This window comes from Mesorhizobium sp. B2-4-19 (genome assembly GCF_006441315.1).
Taxonomy (GTDB): domain Bacteria; phylum Pseudomonadota; class Alphaproteobacteria; order Rhizobiales; family Rhizobiaceae; genus Mesorhizobium.
Genome location: NZ_VFUV01000001.1, coordinates 127,950 through 148,333 on the forward strand (window position 1 = coordinate 127,950; position 20,384 = coordinate 148,333).

At 62.7% G+C, this 20,384-nt stretch carries 22 protein-coding genes; 12 read left to right on the top strand and 10 right to left on the bottom strand.

Annotated features, from left to right (window positions below):
• Window position 1 precedes the first annotated feature (1 nt).
• The 6 genes from FJ546_RS00620 (at window position 2) to FJ546_RS00645 (ending at window position 6,647) form a co-directional block, all read left to right on the top strand.
• Window positions 2-913, top strand: a complete 912-nt coding sequence (locus tag FJ546_RS00620; protein WP_140887289.1) for a ribokinase — start codon at window positions 2-4, stop codon at window positions 911-913.
• A complete protein-coding gene (locus FJ546_RS00625; RefSeq protein WP_140887291.1) occupies window positions 910-1,758 on the top strand; it encodes a BtpA/SgcQ family protein in 849 nt (282 codons plus the stop codon). Before FJ546_RS00620 ends, FJ546_RS00625 begins: the two co-directional genes overlap by 4 nt.
• Window positions 1,755-2,999: a Zn-dependent hydrolase gene (locus FJ546_RS00630; protein WP_140887292.1), complete on the top strand. Its 1,245-nt coding sequence runs from the start codon at window positions 1,755-1,757 to the stop codon at window positions 2,997-2,999. Before FJ546_RS00625 ends, FJ546_RS00630 begins: the two co-directional genes overlap by 4 nt.
• A gap of 239 nt (window positions 3,000-3,238) precedes the next feature.
• Window positions 3,239-5,389, top strand: coding sequence for a penicillin-binding protein 1A (locus FJ546_RS00635; protein ID WP_140887294.1), 2,151 nt, complete (start codon window positions 3,239-3,241; stop codon window positions 5,387-5,389).
• A 111-nt stretch (window positions 5,390-5,500) separates the two neighbouring features.
• On the top strand, window positions 5,501-6,085 hold the full coding sequence (locus tag FJ546_RS00640) for a DUF1214 domain-containing protein (RefSeq protein ID WP_140887296.1): 585 nt from the start codon (window positions 5,501-5,503) through the stop codon (window positions 6,083-6,085).
• Complete coding sequence (locus tag FJ546_RS00645) at window positions 6,078-6,647, top strand: DUF1254 domain-containing protein (RefSeq protein WP_140887297.1); 570 nt, start codon at window positions 6,078-6,080, stop codon at window positions 6,645-6,647. Before FJ546_RS00640 ends, FJ546_RS00645 begins: the two co-directional genes overlap by 8 nt.
• A gap of 109 nt (window positions 6,648-6,756) precedes the next feature.
• Here FJ546_RS00645 and FJ546_RS00650 read toward each other — a convergent pair whose 3' ends face one another.
• Complete coding sequence (locus tag FJ546_RS00650; protein ID WP_140887299.1) at window positions 6,757-6,942, bottom strand: hypothetical protein; 186 nt, start codon at window positions 6,940-6,942, stop codon at window positions 6,757-6,759.
• 209 nt (window positions 6,943-7,151) lie between these two features.
• Between FJ546_RS00650 and FJ546_RS00655 the strand changes: the two genes are divergently transcribed.
• Window positions 7,152-8,186 (top strand): hypothetical protein, encoded by a 1,035-nt coding sequence (locus FJ546_RS00655; RefSeq protein WP_140887300.1) that lies wholly within the window; start codon window positions 7,152-7,154, stop codon window positions 8,184-8,186.
• Here FJ546_RS00655 and FJ546_RS00660 read toward each other — a convergent pair.
• The 3 genes from FJ546_RS00660 to FJ546_RS00670 form a co-directional block, all read right to left on the bottom strand.
• Entirely contained in the window at window positions 8,164-8,511 is a 348-nt protein-coding gene (locus FJ546_RS00660) for a DUF1491 family protein (RefSeq protein WP_140887302.1), read from the bottom strand. The two genes, FJ546_RS00655 and FJ546_RS00660, sit on opposite strands and share 23 nt — an antisense overlap.
• A gap of 82 nt (window positions 8,512-8,593) precedes the next feature.
• Window positions 8,594-9,391 (bottom strand): peptidoglycan-binding protein, encoded by a 798-nt coding sequence (locus tag FJ546_RS00665; RefSeq protein ID WP_140887303.1) that lies wholly within the window; start codon window positions 9,389-9,391, stop codon window positions 8,594-8,596.
• Window positions 9,366-11,114 (bottom strand): ATP-binding protein, encoded by a 1,749-nt coding sequence (locus FJ546_RS00670; RefSeq protein ID WP_140887305.1) that lies wholly within the window; start codon window positions 11,112-11,114, stop codon window positions 9,366-9,368. The genes FJ546_RS00665 and FJ546_RS00670 overlap by 26 nt, the downstream gene beginning before the upstream one ends.
• Before the next feature lie 533 nt (window positions 11,115-11,647).
• Here FJ546_RS00670 and FJ546_RS00675 point away from each other — a divergent pair.
• Together FJ546_RS00675 and FJ546_RS00680 are read left to right on the top strand one after the other, a co-directional pair.
• The gene (locus FJ546_RS00675; RefSeq protein ID WP_140887307.1) at window positions 11,648-11,998 is read left to right on the top strand and encodes a DUF5330 domain-containing protein; all 351 of its coding nucleotides are present in this window, start codon (window positions 11,648-11,650) and stop codon (window positions 11,996-11,998) included.
• Window positions 11,999-12,098: 100 nt separating this feature from the next.
• Entirely contained in the window at window positions 12,099-12,527 is a 429-nt protein-coding gene (locus FJ546_RS00680; RefSeq protein ID WP_140887309.1) for a SufE family protein, read from the top strand.
• Window positions 12,528-12,608: 81 nt separating this feature from the next.
• Here FJ546_RS00680 and FJ546_RS00685 read toward each other — a convergent pair whose 3' ends face one another.
• Together FJ546_RS00685 and FJ546_RS00690 are read right to left on the bottom strand one after the other, a co-directional pair.
• Window positions 12,609-13,034, bottom strand: coding sequence for a MucR family transcriptional regulator (locus tag FJ546_RS00685; RefSeq protein ID WP_019857114.1), 426 nt, complete (start codon window positions 13,032-13,034; stop codon window positions 12,609-12,611).
• Window positions 13,035-13,463: 429 nt separating this feature from the next.
• A complete protein-coding gene (locus FJ546_RS00690) occupies window positions 13,464-13,649 on the bottom strand; it encodes a hypothetical protein (RefSeq protein WP_246686706.1) in 186 nt (61 codons plus the stop codon).
• 115 nt (window positions 13,650-13,764) lie between these two features.
• Between FJ546_RS00690 and FJ546_RS00695 the strand changes: the two genes are divergently transcribed.
• From FJ546_RS00695 to FJ546_RS00705, 3 genes are all read left to right on the top strand, one after another.
• Window positions 13,765-15,888: a S9 family peptidase gene (locus FJ546_RS00695; protein WP_140887310.1), complete on the top strand. Its 2,124-nt coding sequence runs from the start codon at window positions 13,765-13,767 to the stop codon at window positions 15,886-15,888.
• Window positions 15,885-16,511: a LysE family translocator gene (locus FJ546_RS00700; protein WP_140887312.1), complete on the top strand. Its 627-nt coding sequence runs from the start codon at window positions 15,885-15,887 to the stop codon at window positions 16,509-16,511. The genes FJ546_RS00695 and FJ546_RS00700 overlap by 4 nt, the downstream gene beginning before the upstream one ends.
• 152 nt (window positions 16,512-16,663) lie before the next feature.
• Window positions 16,664-17,053: an SET domain-containing protein-lysine N-methyltransferase gene (locus FJ546_RS00705; protein WP_140887313.1), complete on the top strand. Its 390-nt coding sequence runs from the start codon at window positions 16,664-16,666 to the stop codon at window positions 17,051-17,053.
• Window positions 17,054-17,060: 7 nt separating this feature from the next.
• Here FJ546_RS00705 and FJ546_RS00710 read toward each other — a convergent pair whose 3' ends face one another.
• The 4 genes from FJ546_RS00710 to FJ546_RS00725 form a co-directional block, all read right to left on the bottom strand.
• Window positions 17,061-18,008 carry a cytochrome c gene (locus FJ546_RS00710; protein ID WP_140888016.1) on the bottom strand — a complete coding sequence of 316 codons (948 nt, stop codon included), beginning with the start codon at window positions 18,006-18,008 and terminating at the stop codon, window positions 17,061-17,063.
• A gap of 9 nt (window positions 18,009-18,017) precedes the next feature.
• On the bottom strand, window positions 18,018-18,455 hold the full coding sequence (locus FJ546_RS00715; protein WP_140887315.1) for a cytochrome c: 438 nt from the start codon (window positions 18,453-18,455) through the stop codon (window positions 18,018-18,020).
• Window positions 18,456-18,617: 162 nt separating this feature from the next.
• Complete coding sequence (locus FJ546_RS00720) at window positions 18,618-19,217, bottom strand: superoxide dismutase (RefSeq protein ID WP_095786539.1); 600 nt, start codon at window positions 19,215-19,217, stop codon at window positions 18,618-18,620.
• A gap of 177 nt (window positions 19,218-19,394) precedes the next feature.
• Window positions 19,395-20,273: a branched-chain amino acid aminotransferase gene (locus tag FJ546_RS00725; protein ID WP_140887316.1), complete on the bottom strand. Its 879-nt coding sequence runs from the start codon at window positions 20,271-20,273 to the stop codon at window positions 19,395-19,397.
• Window positions 20,274-20,384 lie beyond the last annotated feature (111 nt).

Here is a 20,384-nt window from a genome sequence, read left to right on the forward strand (position 1 = left end):
CATGCGCGTCCATGTCGTCGGCAATGCCTGCGTCGATACGACGTTTCAGCTGGGCCGCTTTCCGCGGCCTGGCGAGACGTTGAACGCGTCCAGTCATGTTGACGGACTTGGCGGCAAAGGGGCGAACCAGGCGGTGGCCGCCGCCCGCACCGGAGCCGATGTCCGTTTCCATGCGGCGATCGGCGACGATGCAGCCGGCCTTTGGATACGGGAACGGCTGAGCCGCGACCTCGACGCCAGCCATCTGTCGATGCTGGCGCTGCCCAGCGACCGGTCGACGATCATCGTCGATGAGCGCGGCGAAAACCTCATCGTCACCGGTGCCAGCTGCGCCGCCGCCTTCGATCCGCTGGCCGACAGCGGTTTCGCGACGTCGGTCGAACGCGGCGACATCGTGGTGATGCAAGGCAATCTTCTTCCCGATGTAACGACAGCCTGCCTGCAAGCGGCGCGCAGCGCGGGCGCCTTGACGGTCCTCAATCCGAGTCCGCTTGCGGTCGGTTCGACACCGTATCTGGGAGCGGTCAGCCTCGCTGTCGTCAACGCAGGCGAAGCAGAGCAACTGACCGGAACCGGCGATGCAGCCGCGGCGGCCCGCGAATTGATCCGTCAAGGCGCCGACAGCGCGATCGTGACACTTGGCGCGGCCGGCTGCCTGGTTGCCGACCGCGAAGGACGGATCGACCGGTTCGCGGCGCCCAAGGTGGACGTGGTGGATACCAGCGGCGCGGGCGATGTCTTTTGCGGCTGCCTTGCAGGCTGCCTTGCGGCTGGCATCGGCCTCGCCGCGGCAGCGCGGATCGCGGTGCGAGCCGCGGCCATTTCTGTCGGTCGCCCCGGCACGCTCGGCTCCTGCCCCGACAGGCAAGAGATGAAGATACTCATGGAAACGACGGAAGCGGAAACCGCATGACAAAATCCCCCAACTCCATCGGCTCCAAGCAGGTCGCCGATGACGCGCTGCAGTCGATCTTCGGCCGAAAGAAAGTGGTCATCGGCGTCGTGCATCTGGCGCCCCTGCCGGGCGCGCCGCGCTACGATGGCGAGGCGGTCGAGGCCATCTACCAGCGCGGCCTCGACGATGCCAAAGCCTATCTCGATGGCGGCTGCGACGGCGTGATCGTCGAGAACCATGGCGACGTGCCCTTCGCCAAGCCGGACGATATCGGCCCCGAGACCTCCGCTTACATGTCAGTCGTCTCCGACCGCATCCGCAGGGAACTCGGCCGGCCGATCGGCATCAATGTGCTCGCCAATGCCTCCATCCCCGCGCTGTCGATCGCCAGCGCCTCGGGTGCCTCCTTCGTGCGCGTCAATCAGTGGGCGAACGCCTATGTCGCCAATGAAGGCTTTATCGAAGGCGAGGCGGCGCGCGCCATGCGCTTCCGCGCCAGGCTTCGCGCCAACGGCATCCGCATCTTCGCCGATGCCCATGTCAAGCATGGCGCCCATGCGATCGTCGGCGACCGGCCGGTCGAGGAACAGGTCAAGGACCTGGTGTTCTTCGATGCCGATGCGGTGATCGCCACCGGCCAACGCACCGGCCACGCCGCCGACCTCGGCTACATCAGGATGATCAAGGACGCGGCCGGGCTGCCGACGCTTGTCGGCAGCGGCGTGACGCCCGAAAATGCCAACGACATTCTCGACATTGTCGACGGCGTCATCGTCGCCAGTTCGCTGAAACATGATGGTGTCTGGTGGAACCAAGTCGATCCACCGCGGGTGAAGGCCTTCATCAGCGGCCTCAAGCGATGAGTTTGACGCCTCGGATTGACGGCGACAGACTGCTCGGGCGGCTTGATGCTTTCGCCAGGATCGGGGCGACACCAGCCGGCGGTGTCAACCGGCAGGCGTTCAGCGTCGAGGATCGCAGGGCCCGGCGCCTCCTGGCGGAGCTGGCCCTGGAGCGTGGCTTCACGGTCTTTCAGGACGGTATCGCGAACCTCTTCATTCGCCGCGAAGGTACGGATGCCACGCTGCCACCGCTCCTGATCGGCAGCCATCTCGACAGCCAGCCGACAGGCGGCCGCTTCGACGGTGCGCTCGGCACGCTTTCCGCCTTCGAGGTGATCGAGGCGCTGGAGGACGCAGGGGCTGAAACCCGAATGCCGGTCGAGGTCGTCGCCTGGGCCAATGAAGAAGGCAGCCGCTTCGCGCCGGGCGTCATGGGCTCCATGGCCTTCACCGGCGCGGATACCGCCGCGTGGAAATCCATTGTCGGCGCCGACGGTGCGCTCCTCGCAGCTGAGCTGGAGGCGACGATCACCGCCTTGCCGGAGGCTGCCCTTCGTCCAACCGGCATGCCGATATCAGGCTATATCGAGCTGCATATCGAACAGGGGCCATCGCTGGAAAAGGAGCAGTTGCCGATCGGTGTCGTAACCGCCGTCCAGGGTACGCGCTGGCTGGAAGTCTCCTTCCAGGGCACTGCCGGTCATGCGGGCACGACAGACCTTGCCTACCGCAGGGATCCGATGGTCGCCGCGATTGCCGCGATACACAGGCTGCAAACGACAATCATGCCGCTCGACAGCAGCGCGCGGCTGACGGTTGGCCGGATCGCCGCCAGGCCGGGATCGATCAACGCCATACCGCAATCGGTGGCCTTCACCGTCGATATCAGGCATCCGAGGGCAGAGCAGCTCAACGTCATAGAGGCTGAGGTCCGCCGGGTCTGCGCTGCGGAAGCAGAGGCCCAGCATTGCAGGGCAACGATCAAGCGATCGTTCGATATGCCCGGGGCGACCTTCTCGCCGGTTATGGTCAAAACCGTCGAGGAGGCCGCCAGTTCCCTGCAGCTTCAGTACAAGCAGATGATATCGGGCGCTTTCCATGATGCGCTGTTCCTCGCCCGCGTCGCGCCTGCCGCAATGATCTTCGTGCCGTGCCGTGACGGGCTTAGCCACAACGAGGCGGAGTATGTGGAACCTGGCGACGCAGTGATCGGCGCACACGTTCTGCTGCGGACGGCCATCATGGTCGCCTCGCCGCGATGACCATTCATAGCACCCGTCTATGATAGGCTGATCGCAGTCAGCCGACGAAGCGCGGTTTCGAGGCGGCGACCGTCGCCAATCATGGCTGCCCCTGCCCTCTCGTCGACAAACCTTGCAGCTGTGTCCTCGCAGCCCTTGTGGCACCCGCAAAATGGATGAATAGTCGGGACAGGGCGCTGCCCCTGAAATTGCCGGCTTGCGGTTTTCAGGTCACGCCACAGCCGAGCCGGGTTTTTGGAATGGTCAGCCCTGAACCGCGCAAGAGAAGAGGTCCGATCGCGTCGCGCCTTCTGGCGCTTGACGCCTGGATCGATTCCTCGCTCTACGAGATCGGGTTCAAGGCGCGGCAGTTCTGGGAAGCGGCGACGATCTTCTCGCGGCGCTTCCGTCTCAAGGGCTGGCGGCGCGGCATCATCGAGATTTTGAGCGAGGGTTTCACGCTCGGTGCCGGCGGCGTCGTGGTGATGCTGGCGCTGGCCATTCCGGCGTTCCAGGATACGGCCGGCGACTGGCGCGCCCAGGGCGACTTCGCCGTCACCTTCCTCGACCGCTATGGCAACGAGATCGGCCAGCGCGGCATCATCCAGCGCGATTCCGTGCCGGTCGACGAGATGCCTGATCACGTCATCAAGGCGGTGCTTGCCACCGAGGACCGTCGCTTCTTCGACCATTACGGCATCGACGTGCTCGGCCTGTCACGCGCGATCTTCGAGAATGTGCGGGCGAATTCCGTCGTCCAGGGTGGCTCCAGCATCACCCAGCAATTGGCCAAGAACCTGTTCCTGACCAATGAGCGCACTTTCGAGCGCAAGATCAAGGAAGCCTTCCTGTCGCTGTGGCTCGAAGCCAATCTGTCGAAGAAGGAAATCCTGCAGCTCTATCTCGACCGCGCCTATATGGGCGGCGGTACGTTCGGCATCGAGGCGGCGGCGGACTTCTATTTCGGCAAGAGCGTCAAGGATCTCAATCTCGCCGAGGCGGCGATGCTGGCCGGCCTGTTCAAGGCGCCGACCAAATACGCTCCACACATCAACCTGCCGGCGGCGCGCGCCCGCGCCAATGTGGTGCTGTCCAACCTCGTCGATTCCGGCTTCATGACCGAAGGCCAAGTGCTGCAGGCAAGGCTGCATCCGGCCGACGTCGTCGACCGCGGCGAACAGAAAAGCCCCGACTATTTCCTCGACTGGGCCTTCGACGAGGTCAAGAAGATCGCCAAGCCCGGCCAGCATTCGCTGGTTGCCCACACCACCTTCGACGCCAACATCCAGAAAGCGGCGGAAGAGTCCATCGAGTTCCACCTGCGCCAGTTCGGCAAGGAGTACAACGTCACCGAAGGTGCCGTGGTGGTCATCGAGACCAATGGCGCGGTCCGCGCCATCGTCGGCGGCCGCGACTACGGCGCCAGCCAGTTCAACCGCGCCACCAAGGCGCTGCGCCAGACCGGCTCGTCCTTCAAACCCTATGTCTACGCCACGGCGATGGAACATGGCTTTACGCCCAATTCGATCATTTCTGGCGGGCCAATCAGCTGGGGCAACTGGTCACCGCACAATTACAGCGGCGAATCGGCCGGCAACATCACGCTGATCATGGCGATGGCCAAGTCGATCAACACCGTACCGGTGCGGCTGGCCAAGGACCATCTCGGCATCGCGCCGATCAAGGCGATGGCCGAGGCGATGGGCGTGGAATCGCCGCTCGAGTCGCACAAGACGATGGTGCTCGGCACTTCGGGCATGACCGTGATGGACCAGGCGACGGGCTATAGCGTGTTCGCCCAGAACGGCTTCGTCGGTTCCAGGCACGGCATCACCCAGCTTGTCACCCGCACCGGCGACGTGGTGTATGACTGGACCAAGGATGCGCCGCCGCCGCACCGGGTGCTGTCCGAGCAGGCGCTGAAATCCATGAACACCATGCTGGCGGCCGTGCCGGTGATGGGTACGGCGCGGCGCGCGCAAATTCCCAACATCGTCGTCGCCGGCAAGACCGGCACGACGCAATCCTATCGTGATGCCTGGTTCGTCGGCTTCACCGGCAACTACACGGCGGCCGTGTGGCTGGGCAACGACGATTTCACCCCGACCAAGAACATGACGGGCGGGTCGCTGCCGGCGATGGTGTGGCAGCGCCTGATGGTCTACGCGCACCAGAACATCGACCTGAAGCCGATCCCCGGCATTGACAAGCCGTTCATCGACGAGGAGATCGCGGCCAAGGCGGCCGAAGCGCAGAAGAAGGGCGAGGAACAGGCCGCGGCCGACGCGGCCGCCGAACGCCCGGCGGTGCTGTCCAGCCGGACCACGCAGACGCTGAGGGACATGACGCAGCTGTTCCAATCCGCGCCCAAACTCCACGCCGCCTCGCCCGAAACGCTCTCGGCGCTGTGACTTCGGCCTCGGCGCGGAGCAAGCCAACAGGCAAATCCATCACGCCCGCTTGCCACAAGGCCCCGCGCCGCGATATCCCCGAACGGCAATCCTTCGCGCACGCGGCCCTTCATGCTCAAGAACGCCTTCCTGATGCTGCTTTCGCTTGCCATTGCCATTGGCGGCGGCGGCGCCAGCGTCTGGTATGCGCTGGAGATCCAGGACGGTGTCGGCGCCATCCGCATCGGCCAATGGACGGCCTTCCCCGACATCGGCACACCAGCAGCCGACCCCTATTCGAAGGCCCGCGTGGCGCGCGAGGGCGTGCTTGCACTCGGCCGCGCCGAAGGGCTGTCCTTCGTCGCGGAAAATGACGCTGCCGGCGACCAGCTCAAGCGGGAATGCAGCTACAGGATAGAGGGCGGATTCCCGACCGCCCGCTTCTGGACGCTCTATGCCGCCGATCAATCGCTCGGCGTCGTCGAGACCGGCAAGCCGCGGCTTGCCGCGCTTCAGTCCTACCAGGTGCTGCGCCAGGCCGACAATTCGGTGACCATCTCGGTCGGCCATCGCCCCATGCCCGGCAACTGGCTTCTGACCAACGGTTCCGGACGGATGTATTTCGTCCTGACCTTCTACGACACGCCGATCGCCAGCAGCACCGGCCTGTCGGACGTCTCGCTGCCCAGGATCGTGAAGGCCGGCTGCGATGCGTAATGTCCTGGCCGCGCTGCGCCGTCTTTTTCACGCCGTCCTGCTCGGCCTGGTCGGTGCAGGCATCGTCCACATCGTGGTGCTGCTTCTGGTGCCGGAATTTTCGGAACGCGATGCCTGGTCGCGACTGTCCATGGCATCCGACCTCTACCGGATGAACCGGCTCGATGCCGAGGCGGGCGGCGCGCCGGTGGTGAAATCGGTCGACCCGCTGTTCTACGCCGCGGCCTGCCGGTTCGACCTCGAGGAAGGCATGGTCCGGATCAAGGCGCCGGGGAACGTCCCCTTCTGGTCGGTGTCGGTCTATGACCGCAACGGCCACAACATCTATTCCTTCAACGACCATACGGCTGCCGACGGAAAACTCGATGCCGTGGTGCTGACGCCGGCGCAGATGATCGACGTGCGCAAGGATTTGCCCGAGGACCTGCAGGGAGCGATCTTCGTCGAAGCGCCTATCGGCGAGGGGATTTTCGTTATCCGCAGCTTCGTTCCGGACGACAGCTGGAAGCCGATCGTGTCACGCTTTCTCGACCAGAGTTCCTGCGAGCTGCAGGATTTCTAAGGCTCTTTGTCTTTGACGCAATTCCCTAGGGAAACCCGCTTCACACTTTTCCTGGAATTGCTCTGGCCAGAAGCGCAGAACTGACGGCCTGACGGACCAGGCCACGGCTTCAGTGGTGCGGCACCGGCGTCCGTGGCGATCCCGGCTTGTCGGAGCCGGCAGGCCGAGCTTCGCCGGTGCTGGACCGCTCATAACGGATGCCGGGAAAGATGATCACCGCCGCCGGTATTTCGGTGGTTTGCTTGGCTCGATTGGTCGGTGCCGCACGCGGCACGAAAGACAGTACCATGCCCATGATTCGCGCATTCCTCTCGGTTTCCCCGGAGCACAACGCAACGCCTCCAAATATCATTAGGCCGGCAGAGGGTTAACGGAGCGCTAACGGATCACCGCTAACTTGATCTTTGTCTTGAGGTCAGGAGGTTCTGACCGGAGCAATCGCGAAACCGACACGGTCCCGGTTGAGCGTGCCCAAGGCTGTGTATCGAGTATCGGGTATCCTTCGTGTCATCTTCGGACTTCAGGCAAATCGCGATACGGACGGAATCGGGCAAGGCCGAGAGGCTGTTCCGCGCCGCGGTGTCGGCGTTCTGCTCGCTGACCCGCCCGTCACGCCGCGAGATCGGCCAGCTCGAAGATCTGACGCTGCCGCTGTTCGACGATGTGTCCGTCGAATCTCGACGCTACGTCGCCGCCGCCCTTTCCGAATGTGAATATGCGCCCGCAGCACTGGTGCGGCGCCTCTGCGAGGAACCGGTCGATATTGCAGCGCCGCTGCTGATCCGCTCACGCGCCGTCAGCGATATCGACCTCATCGCGCTGATCGGCCGGCACGGCCTGCCGCATGCGCGCGCCATAGCGCGCCGCAAGGACTTGAACCCGACCATTGCCGACCTGATCCGGGCGCTCGAACGGCCGACACTGGTGAGGGTGCGGGAACCGGACGTGCAAGCTCCCACGGCGCCAACCGTCGCAGCCGCGGATGCCGAAGCTGCCGAGGACTATGCTCCAAGCCAACAGTCTCCCGGCATTGCCGCCGAGAATGCGCGGCGCAGGCTGCGCTCCATGATGCGCACCGGCGACGAAGCATCGGCGGCGAAGGTCGATGCGTTCCCCGGGTCGGATACCTATGTCAAATTGCGCGAGACGGCGCTGACAGGAAACGCCGCGTTTTTCCAGACCGCGCTTGCGGACGCGCTCGACATTGATTTCTCGACCGCGCGCTCGCTGACTGCCAGCCAGAACTATGCATCATTGCTCGCGGCGCTGCGCTCGCTCGACTTCAGCGAAGACAGGGCCTTCCTGATCACGGTCGCCATCTATCCCAGCCTGTTCCCGCATCCCCAGGCCATCCGCACCTATCTCGACTGCTACCGCCTGCTGCATCGCGATGTGGCTCTGGACCGGGTACGGGGGTGGAAGGCAGAGGCCCTCTCCAGGATGGTTCGTGACGCATCGCCTGCAAACAGCGACAGCCGCCAGGCGTCGAACAGCGACGAAACCACGGCTCGCGGCCTCAGGGCGTCTTCACGGAAATAAGCTCCTCGACGGGAACGGTGCCGCCTTCGATCTCGACCACCCAGATATCGGGATCGAATTTCTTTTCCCTTTCAAGCCGGGCAGCGAGCACGGCCGGATCATCGCCGGCGGCGAGAAGGCTGAAGAAACGGTCGTCGGGCTTGGCCGAATCGTAGCTTGTCTGCGGCGCCGGCCCGTAGAGGGCGACGTCACCCAGCCTACCCCGCGTCAGCACGAAAACAGCACCGGCCTCGGTCGCGCCGCGGTTGACCACGGCGGCAAATCCGCCAGCGCCGAAAACGCGGCGCACCAAGGCAGAAACCCACAGATCCGATGTGACGCGCATGAGAAGCTCCGAAAGCGTGCGGGCTATCTAGCGATAATTCCGTCGCTCGGCGAGCCGTCGTTTCGGCCTCGTTGGTCGGACCTCAATTGGTCAGACCGATCTCGCGCATCTTGACGTAGACGATCTCGTCGGGCTCGCCGGTCTGCGGCAGGCCGAACAGCGACTGGAATTCCTTGATCGCCGCCTTGGTGCGCGCGCCGACGACACCATCCAGCCGCATGTCGTCATTGCCGAACGCCTTGAGCCCGGCCTGGATCTTGACGATGCGGGGGTCGGGTCCCTGGGCCTGGACGGCATCCGTCTGCCCGGAATTTGTCTGCCCAGAATTTGTCTGCAGGGACACCGGCACGGCGGCCTGCGTATCCGAGCGCGGTTGCGGTTTGGGTACGGAGGCGGTCTTCGGCGTTGCGCCAAGCTGATCGAGCAACAGGGCATCGATCTCGCCGGAAGCGTTGAGGCCGACCTTCTGCTGGTAGGCCTGTATGGCCTTGCGCGTGTTGGGGCCGGAAATGCCGTCGACCGTGCCGGGATAGAAGTCGAGGTCCTTCAATATGCCTTGCACCTGCTCGACCACCGGATCGCCCTTCATCGGTGCGGGCGCCGCATTGGGCCGCACGATGTTGATCGTCGTCTCCGGCTCGTCGGAGGCAGTGTGCGGAAACCCCTGGAAATTGCGGGTAGCGAAGAAGGCCCCGGCATGCGGGAAAGGCTGATACCACAGCGCATTCGCCGAGACATAGAACAGCGTCACCAGGAATGCCGTCGATCCGCCCACCAGGACGGGGTTGCGCGAAATCATCCCGCCGACGGCCATGGCGCCGTCCTGGAAGGCGTTGCTGCGGCGTTTGACCGCTTTAGGCTGTTTTGCGGAGCGAGCCATTTCTGTCCCCTTTCGCCCTCGTCACCGGCATCGTCAGCACCCCTGTCTGGTTCGCCGGGCGCCCCTTCGGCCCGTTGATCGGCAGGCTGATGGTCACCGTGGTGCCCTCGTCCGGCATGCTTTCGATCGACATGGTGCCTTCGTGCAGCGCCACCAAGCCCTTCACCAGAGACAGGCCAAGGCCGGTCCCCTCGAAACGGCGCGTATAGTCGTTCTGGATCTGCGTGAAGGGCTTGCCGAGATTGGCGAAATCCTCCTCGGCAATGCCGATGCCGGTGTCCCTCACCCAGAAATGCAGGCGCGAACCGATCCGCTTGGCGCCAACGACGACATCGCCGCCGTCGGGCGTGAACTTGATCGCATTGGAGACGAGATTGATCAGCATCTGCTGCACGGCGCGGCGATCGGCATTGATGTCGCCGGCGTCGGGGGCGATCTGCGTCTGCAAATTGATGTTCTTGGCCTGCGCCTGCAGCCGCATCATCGACTGGCACATGTCGACGGCTTCCATGAACCGGAACGGCTCCGGGTCCGCCGTGTAGGCGCCCGATTCGATCCTCGACACATCGAGTATGGATGTCACGACGGCCAGAAGATGCTGCCCTGAATCCCGCACCAGGGTGACATATTCCTTTTGGCGCGGATCCTTGAAGGCGCCGAACATCTCATGCAGCAGCATGTCCGAGAAGCCGATGATGGCGTTCAGCGGCGTGCGCAGTTCATGGCTGACGACCGCCAGGAACCGGCCCTTGGCCACTTCCGCGGCTGCCGCCGTCTCATTGGCCTGCGCCAGTTCTTCACGCAGCCGGGCAGTCTCGTCATTCTCGCGCAGCACCAGCGTGAAGACGTCGCTCTGCTCCTCGCCACGCAGCAGTTCGAGCAGGAATGGCCGGTAATTGTCGGCCATCGAGCGCGTGTCATTCTGGCCATTGCCGTTCTGGGGCAGCCTGACGCGCAGTTCGAGGCGGCGCGAGGCAGCACCATCGCGCATGTCGGCCAGGGCGCTGAGGTAGGAGACACGGTCCGACAGATGGACACGGTCGAAGAGGCCGGTTCCGGAAAGCAGTTCCGGCGGCAATTTCAAAAGCGTGCGTGCCTTGGCGGACGCATCGAGCACCTCGCCATGGCGGGCGACCCGCAGGATCACCGCGTCGATGATGTCTTCCAGCCGGTCGCCGGTATCCAGCGTATCGGCCGCACCGGCGCTATCGCGAAACGCCGACAGGCGCGGGATCAGCGTCAGCGCCCAGGCCAGCGGCACCAGCCAATGCCAGGCCGCGATCTGCGCGCCCGCGAAGGGCAAGAAGGCCGCAGCCAGAGGCTGAAGGGCAATGGCGGCAATGGCCGAGACCGCTCCCCACAGGGCCGCACGCCGCGAAGCGCCGATCCACCAGGCTTCGAAGGGCAGCGCCACGGCAAGCACGGCGACGGGAGAACTCAACCCGCCGGCGGCGGCGATCAGACCGCCAAGGGCAACAGCCGCCATCGCCAGGACAATCGGTGCCGCCACGGGCATCTTGCCGGTAGCCGCCACCAGCAAGGCGACGAACCAGCACAGACCGAACGCGGCGAAGATGGCGGCCATGGTCACAGCGGCGCCCATGCCTGATGTGACCAGCGTGACAGCGGCACCGGCGGCGAAGAATGGCGCCGCCAGCATGACACCGATGAAACGGCGTTGGCGCTCGCGGCCGCTCTGCCCGAGAATGGAGGGATGGACCATACGTTCGCAACCGGCGGCAATCGCGCCAGGCAATTCAGCGTATCTGGCCTTGATCGGCATCAACTCAACGCACTCGCACTCGTCGTGAACAGCTCTGCTTATGCAGATTGTTTTGATTGGCTCCGAAACTCTCATCCAGCGTTTAAGGAATGGATAAGGCAGGGCCGACCAAAGCCCGGCCCGTGGCAAATATCGGGATCGCGGCGGTCGAAAACCCGGGCAAATGCCGCCATAGTAAATGGAGGGTTATCCGCGAACGCCTGCCGTCACCGGATCATGGACAAGGAGAGAACCGGCCGAATTCCAGAAAAATCCAATGGAAACAGCAGGATACATGGTTATCAAGAGGTAGCGAAAATCGTCCCGATATGAAACAGATCCATGGCAAAACGCTTCGTTTCGAATTTGCCTAAAATTTGAGGAAAATTGTCGCTGTGCGCGCAAGCCGTCCTTTGCGCCTGTGTGCCAACATCCTGCCCATAAAAGAGGTCATGCCATATGACGCATGATCCGGTCACGACGAGAGGCAAGGCATGTTCTTCCTGATAAGAATGGCTTTCTGGTTTTCACTGGTGCTGCTGGCGCTGCCGCTGAGTGTCGGTTCCGACGAGCCGGGTCAGGAAAGCGTCGGGCCGATCCAGGCCCTGTTCGCGGCACGCGACGCGGTGGGCGACATTGCCGGCATCTGCGGGCGCAAGCCCGACGTCTGTGAGACGGGCAAGTCGGCGATGCACACCATCACCGCGCGTGCCAAGGAAACCGCCAAGATCGCGGCAGCCATGCTGGACGACAAGTCTACCGGCCCCGATACCTCGACAATGACGGGCAGCGTGGCGGAAGAGATCGTCCTGCCCGAGACCGTCAACCTGCCGGTCAAGAATTAAGCCGTCTCGGCGGCGCACCGCGGGCCGTCTGCCCTCTCGAAGCCCGCGGTGTCCTTGTTTTTTCCGTGACGCGGGGCCTCCGCGTGACTATATCCGGGTTATGACGACCACGATCCAGACGATCCGCGACGACTTCTCCTTCCTTGACGAATGGGAGGACCGCTATCGCTACGTCATCGAGCTCGGCGAGGCGCTGCCTCCCTTTCCCGATGAGGAGCGCAATGCTGCCAACAAGGTCCCGGGTTGCGTCAGCCAGGTCTGGCTGACCACCGAACAGGGACCGGGCAGCGATCCGGTCATCACTTTCACGGGGGATTCGGACGCCCATATCGTGCGCGGTCTGGTCGCCATCATGCTGGCGCTGTTTTCCGGACGGACCGCCAGCGAAATCCAGAAAACCGATGCGGAAGCGACGCTGAGGGCACTCGGCCTGGACGAGCACCTGTCGCCGCAGCGCGCCAATGGCCTTCGCTCGATGGTCAAGCGCATCAAGCGCGATGCCGAGATGGCACTCAAGCAGACCGCCTGACGCTTCCGGCCAGCCTGTTCCGCAAAATCAAACGGCGCCCGAAGGCGCCGTCGATGTCGGTTCGACTTGAGGGAACAGCGACTACCGCGCCTTGCGCTTGCGGCCAAGGCCCATCTTCTTGGCGAGCTGCGAGCGGGCTGCCGCATAGTTCGGAGCAACCATCGGATAGCTTGGGTCGAGGTTCCACTTTTCGCGATACTGCTCCGGCGTCAGATCATAGTGGGTCATCAGGTGACGCTTGAGCGACTTGAATTTCTTGCCGTCTTCAAGGCAGACAATGTAGTCGTCATGAACCGAGCGCTTCGGGTTGACAGCCGGCTTCTGCTTGTCGGCAGGGGGCTGTTCGGCGGTTCCGCCCACACGCCCGAGAGCGGCATGGACATCGGATATGAGGTTCGGCAATTCGCCGACCGGCACGGGGTTGTTGCTGACATAGGCGGCCACCACATCGGCGGTCAGCTCGATCAGCGCATCGTTGTTTCTGGAAGGTGTTTCGACAATATCCATGGTCTTCAGGCCCCAACAAGAGTTACGTCGATATGCGCCCTTTTTTACAGGCAGGGCATCGCACGAATTTTGAGCAGGTAGTGTTTCTACGATTCGTGTCGTGGGCACATCAATGCGACCATGGGGCAAGTAAGTCAATTCTCCCTTTGCATTATATTTATGAAAGCTGATCAACTATTCGCCAGTCAGCTTCAATCTTTCGTGCATCATGTAATTTTTCGATATTTCGTTCGCCAAACCGGCATCGCCTGACGTTACGTCAGATGAGCGTTACATTCGCGATAACTCACAAAGCAATTTTCAATGCTCTGGTTTGCTTTGCAAGAGCGCCTTCAATCTTGGTTGTTCACATCTGTCTACAAAACCGTAGGTTGCCGCTCATCTTTTCGCAGACAACAAGGCGACATGTCCCACCGGGCGCATTTACGATCAATCGACGACCGTCGATCGATACGGGGTGAGGTATACTTGCCATAGGCCCCGCTGGTGCGTGTCGCCGAACGGCACATTGGCCACTTGCCAAGCCGCGAATACGGTCGCATGAGACTGGCCGCCAAAGACCAGAGTCAGCGAAGCAACGGCGACAGTCGCAGCGATCCGCGATCGAATAGTCATCAGCTTCCTCCCGGGCCCACCTCATGGAGCCAACACCACCTCTAGGTTACGGCCCTTGAACCCCCCTGATCGGTGTGTTCATTCATCATTCAAGATAGTTCCCAAGCGAGACGCAATGACCAAGACTTCCCGATTTCCGATCGTCAGCCCGCCGACACCGCAGAAGCGGCCGGTTTACGACACGCATCACGGCATCACGCGAACCGATGAATTTGCCTGGCTGCGGGCCGACAACTGGCAGGAGATGTTTCGGGACCCTTCCCTGCTCGATGCCGGCATCCGCGCCGAACTCGAAGCCGAGAATGCCTACCAGTCGAAGCTAATGGCCGATACTTCAGACCTGCGGAAGCAGCTTTTCAAGGAGATGAAGGGCCGCATCAAGGAAGACGATTCTTCCGTTCCGATGAAGGACGGGCCTTATGCCTACGGGTCCTCCTTCAGGCTCGGCGGCGAGCAGCCGCGCTATTTCCGTATGCCGCGCGCGGGCGGAACCCAGCAGATCATGCTCGACGGCGACATCGAGGGGCAAGGCAAGCCCTATTTCCGGCTCGGCGGTGTCGACCATTCGGCAGATCACCGCAGGCTGTTGTGGGCCTTCGACGACAAGGGTTCCGAGTTCTACACGCTGCGCGTGCGCGACCTTGCCGATGGCAAGGACCTGGCGGACCAGATTCCCGCTACGGGCGGCTCGGGTGTGTGGGATGCTGGCAATGACGGGTTCTTCTATACGCGCCTCGACCCCAATCACCGGCCGTCCAAGGTGCTGTTCCACGCACTTGGACAAGACCCAGGGACCGACCGCCTGATCTATGAGGAAACCGATCCGGGCTTCTTCATGAATGTCGACGGCACCCGCGACAACCAATGGATCATGATCGGCATCAACGATCACGAGACCTCGGAATATCGCCTGTTGAGCGCCAGCGATCCGTTTGCCGAACCCAGACTGGTTGCAGCGCGCGAGACCGGCCTTCAATATGAGCTGGAGGAAGGCGGCGACATCTTCTTCATCCTGACCAACGCGGACGGCGCCAAGGACTTCAAGATCATGACGGCCCCGGCAAGCGATCCGGTCCGCGCCAACTGGCGGGAGCTGGTGCCGCATGAACCGGGCCGGCTGATCCTGTCGGTGATCGGCTTCAAGGACCATATGGTCCGGCTCGAGCGCAAGGAGGGACTGCCGCGCATTGTCGTGCGCGACCGCGCCAGTGGCGAAGAGCATCTTCTGTCTCTCGATGAGGAGGCTTTCTCGCTCGGCCTGTCGGGCTCCTATGAATACGACACCGAGATCATGCGCTTTTCCTATTCGTCAATGACGACGCCGGCGCAGGTGTTCGACTACAATATGCGCACCCGCGAACGGGCCTTGCTCAAGACCCAGGAAGTCCCATCCGGCCATGACGCGGACCACTATGTCACCAGGCGGCTGATGGCGCCCGCCGCCGATGGCGAGTTGGTGCCGATCTCACTTCTGCACCATCGCGACACGCCGCTCGATGGATCAGCACCTTGCCTGCTTTACGGCTACGGCTCCTACGGCATCACCGTGCCGGCCGCCTTCAACACCAACTGCCTTTCGCTGGTCGACCGCGGCTTCGTCTATGCCATCGCTCATGTTCGCGGCGGCAAGGACAAGGGTTACGGCTGGTATGATGGCGGCAAGCGGGCGCACAAGATGAACACGTTTACGGATTTCATCGCGTGCGCGCGCCATCTCGTTGCCGAGCGCTATACCGCGCATGACCGCATGGTCGCGCAAGGCGGCTCGGCCGGCGGCATGCTGATGGGCGCCATCGCCAATATGGCGCCGGACTGTTTTGGCGGCATCGTTGCCGAAGTTCCCTTCGTGGACGTGCTCACCACCATGCTCGACGCGACCTTGCCGTTGACGCCGCCGGAATGGCCGGAATGGGGCAATCCGATCGCTTCGGCCGATGACTACCGCACCATCGCCGCCTACTCGCCCTACGACAATGTCGCGGCCCTCGACTATCCGCCGATCCTGGCGCTCGCCGGTCTCACCGATCCGCGCGTCACCTATTGGGAACCGGCCAAATGGGTGGCGCGGCTGCGCGACCGCAAGAGCGGCGACAATCCGGTGCTGTTCAAGATCAACATGGATTCCGGCCATGCCGGCGCGTCCGGCAGGTTCTCACGCCTGGAAGAAATCGCCTATACCTATTCCTTCGCGCTGAAGGTTACGGGAAAGGCGCCGCTTGCCGAGGAGACGCTTAAATGATCGATCTGTCCACGCTGATTGCCTATATCGCCGTCGTGCTCGGCTTTGTCTTTATCCCGGGTCCGGCCACGCTGTTGACGATCGCCCGGGCAACGAGTTCGGGAACGAAGGTCGGGATCGCGACCGGCGCTGGGATCGCGGCTGGCGACATATTTCACACTGTCATGGCGATGGTCGGCATTTCGGCGATCGTCGCCACGTCGGCGACGCTTTTCAGCATCGTAAAATACATCGGCGCGGCCTACCTCGTTTACCTCGGCATTCGCGCCATCATCGAGAAAACGCCGACCGACCCCTCCGCCGGCGGGCTCGCGATCTCGGCCGGCAAGGCGTTTCGGCAGGCTGTCCTGACCGAAGTGCTCAACCCCAAGACCGCGCTGTTTTTCCTGGCATTCCTGCCTCAGTTCGTGCGGCCCGAAAACGGAACGGTGATGCTCCAATTGGCGCTATTGGGAATTGTCTTTGTCGTGCTCGGTCTTTTCAGCACGGTCGTCTTTGCCGTCAGCGCCGGTCGCCTCGGCTCCTTCCTGCGTCGAAATCCGACGGTGCTGAAATGGCAGGGCAAGGTTGTCGGCGGCATCTACTGCGCCCTGGGCGTCCGCCTGGCCTTGCAGCAACGCTAAGGCTCCGGATAGCACGTTCACTTTTGGGTTCGGCAATCATGACTTTTTGAATTCCGCTTTGCTCATTTCCACTCGCAATTGCGATGGTCGCGCGTTAACCCAAGGCACGACTTTCCCGGGCGACGAAGCCCGCACTCGCACAAGGGTCCATTATGCTGCTCGTCGACGTCTATCTCGACAAATCGCCGATCCAGGGCATTGGCGTCTTTGCCAAGCATCCCATCCCCAAGGGCACGCTGATCTGGAAGCTCGACCCCCGCTTCGACCGGATCATCGACGTCGAGACCTATGAGGGCGAAACCGGGCCGGTGAAGAACTATCTCGACCGCTATTCCTACCCGGACCGGCGCGATCCGGCCTATATCGTCTTCGAAGCCGACGACGCCCGCTACATGAACCATGACGACGAGCCGAATTGCGATGTCTCCTCACCCGAGGAGACCTATGCCTTGCGCGACATCGCACCCGGTGAGGAACTGACCTGCAACTACAACCACTTCTTCGAGACGGGCTTCGATTTCCTCGGCGATCGGCACCTCTAGTCGACAATCAGCCCGCCGGCTTGCGCGCGGGATAACCGTTCGGATGCGGCGGCACAGCCTTGAGATAGGCGGCGATCGCGGCCCGGTCCCCTGCTGTCAGCTCGGCCATGTTGCGCTGGACGTCGACCATCGCGCCGCCGACGGAATCGAAATTGGGCGTGAAGCCGGTTTCGAGATAGTTGGCGATGTCGGCTTCCGACCAGTTGGCGAGGCCGCCCTTGCCCGATGTGATGTTGGGCACGATGCCTGAGCCCTCGGCCGCCACGGCACCCGCCAGCCACTCGCCTTTCTTCGTCCCGCCTGCGAAGTCACGCGGCGTGTGGCATTCGCCGCAATGACCCGGCCCCTCGACCAGATAGCGGCCGGCTACCACCGGATCAGGTGCGCTACTGGCCAACGCAACAACAGGCTGGTTGTTAAGATAGAGCCGTTTCCACAGGCCGATGCCGCGACGGATGTTGAAGGGGAAAGCGAGCGAATTGTCCGGCGCCTTGCCGGCGACGGCGGGCAGCGTCTTCAGGAAGGCATAGAGATCGGCAATGTCCGATGGTTTCATGCGGGCATAGGACGCGTAGGGAAAGGCCGGGTAGAAATGCTCGCCGGACGGCGAAACGCCCTTGAGCATAGCGTTGGCGAGATGGTCGACCGACCACGCACCAATGCCGTCCTTTGGGTCTTGCGAAATGTTGGGCGGAACAAAGGTGCCGAACGGCGTCTTGAGTTGGAGGCCGCCGACCAGCTGAAGCCGGGCATCGCCCTGCGAGCCCGGCTTCGCATGACAGGAGGTGCAGCCGCCGGCATAGAAAATGCGCTTGCCCTTGGTCGCGTCGCCCGGCCCAAGTTGCGCCAGGGCCGTCGCGTCCAGCTTGACCGGGGCCGACAGCAGCCAGCCACCAGCCGCGCCGACGCCGCCCAGAATGATGGCCGCGCCGACGAGCTTCTTCAGCCATGCCATATCAGGCAATCAGCCCTTCTTGACCCTGTAGCCCTGATGGCAGGAGCCGCAATCCGAACCGATGGCGCCGACTTGCGCCTTCAGCGCGTCGACATCGGCGGGAGCCGCCGCGACCGCGGCCTTGACGTTGGACAGATACTTGTCTTCGGCGGCCTTGAAGCCGGCCGTGTCTTCCCAGATTTTCGGCCCCGCCGTGGTGTCGCCGGCATCGCTGCCCTTCGGGAACAACGCATCGACGTCGAACTTTTCGGCATTCGCCTGCAACGCCTGCAACTGCGTCAGCACGGCGCCGGCATCGAAGGAGTCCTCGCCCTTGGCGACCTTCGCCAAGCCGCCGACGATCTTTCCGCGTTCCTTCATCAGAGCCTGCCGGTCGATGATCGGATCGGCAAAGGCCGCCGAACCGGCGAAGGCGAGCATTGAGAGGGCGATGACAAGCTTTCTCATTCATTTGGCTCCGTGATGAAGGTATTTGGGACACGACGTTAACGGATCCGGCGGAGGGAATATTCCCTCTGCTTGGATGGTTTTTTCCGGGCCCTCGCAGCCACTGATATCGGCACAGAAAAAGAAAGGCCCCGGGATTGCCGGGGCCTTTCTGATTGTCGATTACTTCGCCTTTTCGTAGAGCTCCAGCACATGATCCCAGTTGATCAGGCTGTCGACGAAGGCCTCGAGATATTTCGGGCGGGCGTTGCGGTAGTCGATGTAATAGGAGTGTTCCCAGACGTCGACGCCGAGGATCGGGGACGCGCCATGAACGAGCGGGTTTTCGCCGTTCGGGGTCTTAGAGATCGCCAGCTTGCCGTCCTTGACCGAAACCCAGGCCCAGCCCGAACCGAACTGCGTCGTGCCGGCTGCGATGAAATCAGCCTTGAACTTGTCGTAGCCGCCGAGATCGCTGTCGAAAGCCTTCTGCAGCGCGCCCGGCAGCTTGTTGCCGCCGCCGCCCTTCTTCATCCACTTCCAGAAATGGATGTGATTGTAGTGCTGCGCGGCATTGTTGAAGAGACCGGCATTCTTGCCGAACGACTGCTTGACCACCTCTTCGACCGACAGATCGCCCATTCCGGCCTCGGCAGCCAGCTTGTTGCCATTGTCGACATAGGCCTTGTGATGCTTGTCGTGGTGATATTCCAGCGTCTCTTTCGACATGTAAGGCTGCAAGGCCTCATAGTCGTAGGGCAGAGCGGGCAATTCAAAAGCCATGGGTAGTACTCCCTCGTGGAAAAATCCGGTGTGGATACCGGATTAAGATAGGACTGGATTGAGCTGGAACAACTCCGGAAGTGAAGCGCCGGTTCCCTTTCTAAGCGGGTTCCGGAAAACTGTCACACGGTTTTCCTGCGGCGAAGCGCGCAGCGACAAAAAGGCCGAAGCAGCGCGTCAGCCGGCCGACGGCGAATGCGCCCAATCCCAATAAAGCTCGCGCGCCTTCTTGGCTACCGGGCCGGGTTGCAGATTGCGATCCTCGATGCGGGTGATCGGCACCACCTTGGAGTGGTTGCCGGTCGAAAAGATTTCGTCCGCTTCGAGGAAATCGCGCACCGACAGCGTCTTTTCCGTCGTCTTGAATCCGTACTCGCCCAGCAGCGCCATCGTGCGCGAGCGTGTGATGCCGGACAGGAAGGTGCCGTTCGGCGCCGGCGTCAGCACGTGTCCATCCTTGACCAGGAAGATGTTGGAGCTTCCGGTCTCGGCGACGTTGCCCAGCATGTCCAGCACCAGCGCATTGTCGAAGCCGCGCATCTTGGCTTCGAGGATGGCGCGGCCATTGTTGGGATAGAGGCACCCGGCCTTGGCGTTGGTCGGCATGGTTTCGATCGTCGGGCGTCGGAACGGCGACACTGTCACCGAAAACCCGGTCGGCGAGATCATCGGCGATTCATAGAGGCAGAGGCAAAAACGGGTCGAAGCGGGATCGGCCGGCACGCCCATGTAGCCGCCATGCTCGGCCCAGTACATCGGCCTGATATAGACCGCCGTCTTGCCGTCGAACTTCTTCAATCCGTCCCAGGTCAGCCCGACGATCTGTTCGGGCGACATGTTCGGCTTGAGGCCGAGCGCGATCGCCGAGGCGTTCACCCGCCTGGCATGCAGGTCGAGGTCGGGCGCCACGCCTTCGAACCAGCGCGCCCCGTCGAACACGCTGGTGCCGAGCCACATGGCGTGGCTGCGCGGGCCCAGAATGGCGACATTGCCCTCGTACCAGTCGCCGTCGACGAAAGTCCATGTCGCGGATTGCGCCGCTGCCGCCAGTGTCATCGCGTTATCCCGTTCCGATCAATCTTGTGTGACAACATTGGATGATGCTTTGGCCGCCGTCGTCAACGGGCATCGGGGAGTTTTGTTGATGCCAGCGGCGCAGCGGTGCAA

Coding starts and splice junctions, on each gene's coding strand:
- FJ546_RS00645 (WP_140887297.1), top strand. CDS start 6,078: ATGCGTAATGTCCTGGCCGCGCTGCGCCGTCTTTTTCACGCCGTCCTG.
- FJ546_RS00635 (WP_140887294.1), top strand. CDS start 3,239: ATGGTCAGCCCTGAACCGCGCAAGAGAAGAGGTCCGATCGCGTCGCGC.
- FJ546_RS00690 (WP_246686706.1), bottom strand. CDS start 13,649: ATGACTATTCGATCGCGGATCGCTGCGACTGTCGCCGTTGCTTCGCTG.
- FJ546_RS00725 (WP_140887316.1), bottom strand. CDS start 20,273: ATGACACTGGCGGCAGCGGCGCAATCCGCGACATGGACTTTCGTCGAC.
- FJ546_RS00660 (WP_140887302.1), bottom strand. CDS start 8,511: ATGCGCGTCACATCGGATCTGTGGGTTTCTGCCTTGGTGCGCCGCGTT.
- FJ546_RS00625 (WP_140887291.1), top strand. CDS start 910: ATGACAAAATCCCCCAACTCCATCGGCTCCAAGCAGGTCGCCGATGAC.
- FJ546_RS00715 (WP_140887315.1), bottom strand. CDS start 18,455: ATGAGAAAGCTTGTCATCGCCCTCTCAATGCTCGCCTTCGCCGGTTCG.
- FJ546_RS00620 (WP_140887289.1), top strand. CDS start 2: ATGCGCGTCCATGTCGTCGGCAATGCCTGCGTCGATACGACGTTTCAG.
- FJ546_RS00720 (WP_095786539.1), bottom strand. CDS start 19,217: ATGGCTTTTGAATTGCCCGCTCTGCCCTACGACTATGAGGCCTTGCAG.
- FJ546_RS00705 (WP_140887313.1), top strand. CDS start 16,664: ATGCTGCTCGTCGACGTCTATCTCGACAAATCGCCGATCCAGGGCATT.
- FJ546_RS00675 (WP_140887307.1), top strand. CDS start 11,648: ATGTTCTTCCTGATAAGAATGGCTTTCTGGTTTTCACTGGTGCTGCTG.
- FJ546_RS00710 (WP_140888016.1), bottom strand. CDS start 18,008: ATGGCATGGCTGAAGAAGCTCGTCGGCGCGGCCATCATTCTGGGCGGC.
- FJ546_RS00650 (WP_140887299.1), bottom strand. CDS start 6,942: ATGGGCATGGTACTGTCTTTCGTGCCGCGTGCGGCACCGACCAATCGA.
- FJ546_RS00640 (WP_140887296.1), top strand. CDS start 5,501: ATGCTCAAGAACGCCTTCCTGATGCTGCTTTCGCTTGCCATTGCCATT.
- FJ546_RS00670 (WP_140887305.1), bottom strand. CDS start 11,114: ATGGTCCATCCCTCCATTCTCGGGCAGAGCGGCCGCGAGCGCCAACGC.
- FJ546_RS00685 (WP_019857114.1), bottom strand. CDS start 13,034: ATGGATATTGTCGAAACACCTTCCAGAAACAACGATGCGCTGATCGAG.
- FJ546_RS00700 (WP_140887312.1), top strand. CDS start 15,885: ATGATCGATCTGTCCACGCTGATTGCCTATATCGCCGTCGTGCTCGGC.
- FJ546_RS00680 (WP_140887309.1), top strand. CDS start 12,099: ATGACGACCACGATCCAGACGATCCGCGACGACTTCTCCTTCCTTGAC.
- FJ546_RS00695 (WP_140887310.1), top strand. CDS start 13,765: ATGACCAAGACTTCCCGATTTCCGATCGTCAGCCCGCCGACACCGCAG.
- FJ546_RS00665 (WP_140887303.1), bottom strand. CDS start 9,391: ATGGCTCGCTCCGCAAAACAGCCTAAAGCGGTCAAACGCCGCAGCAAC.
- FJ546_RS00630 (WP_140887292.1), top strand. CDS start 1,755: ATGAGTTTGACGCCTCGGATTGACGGCGACAGACTGCTCGGGCGGCTT.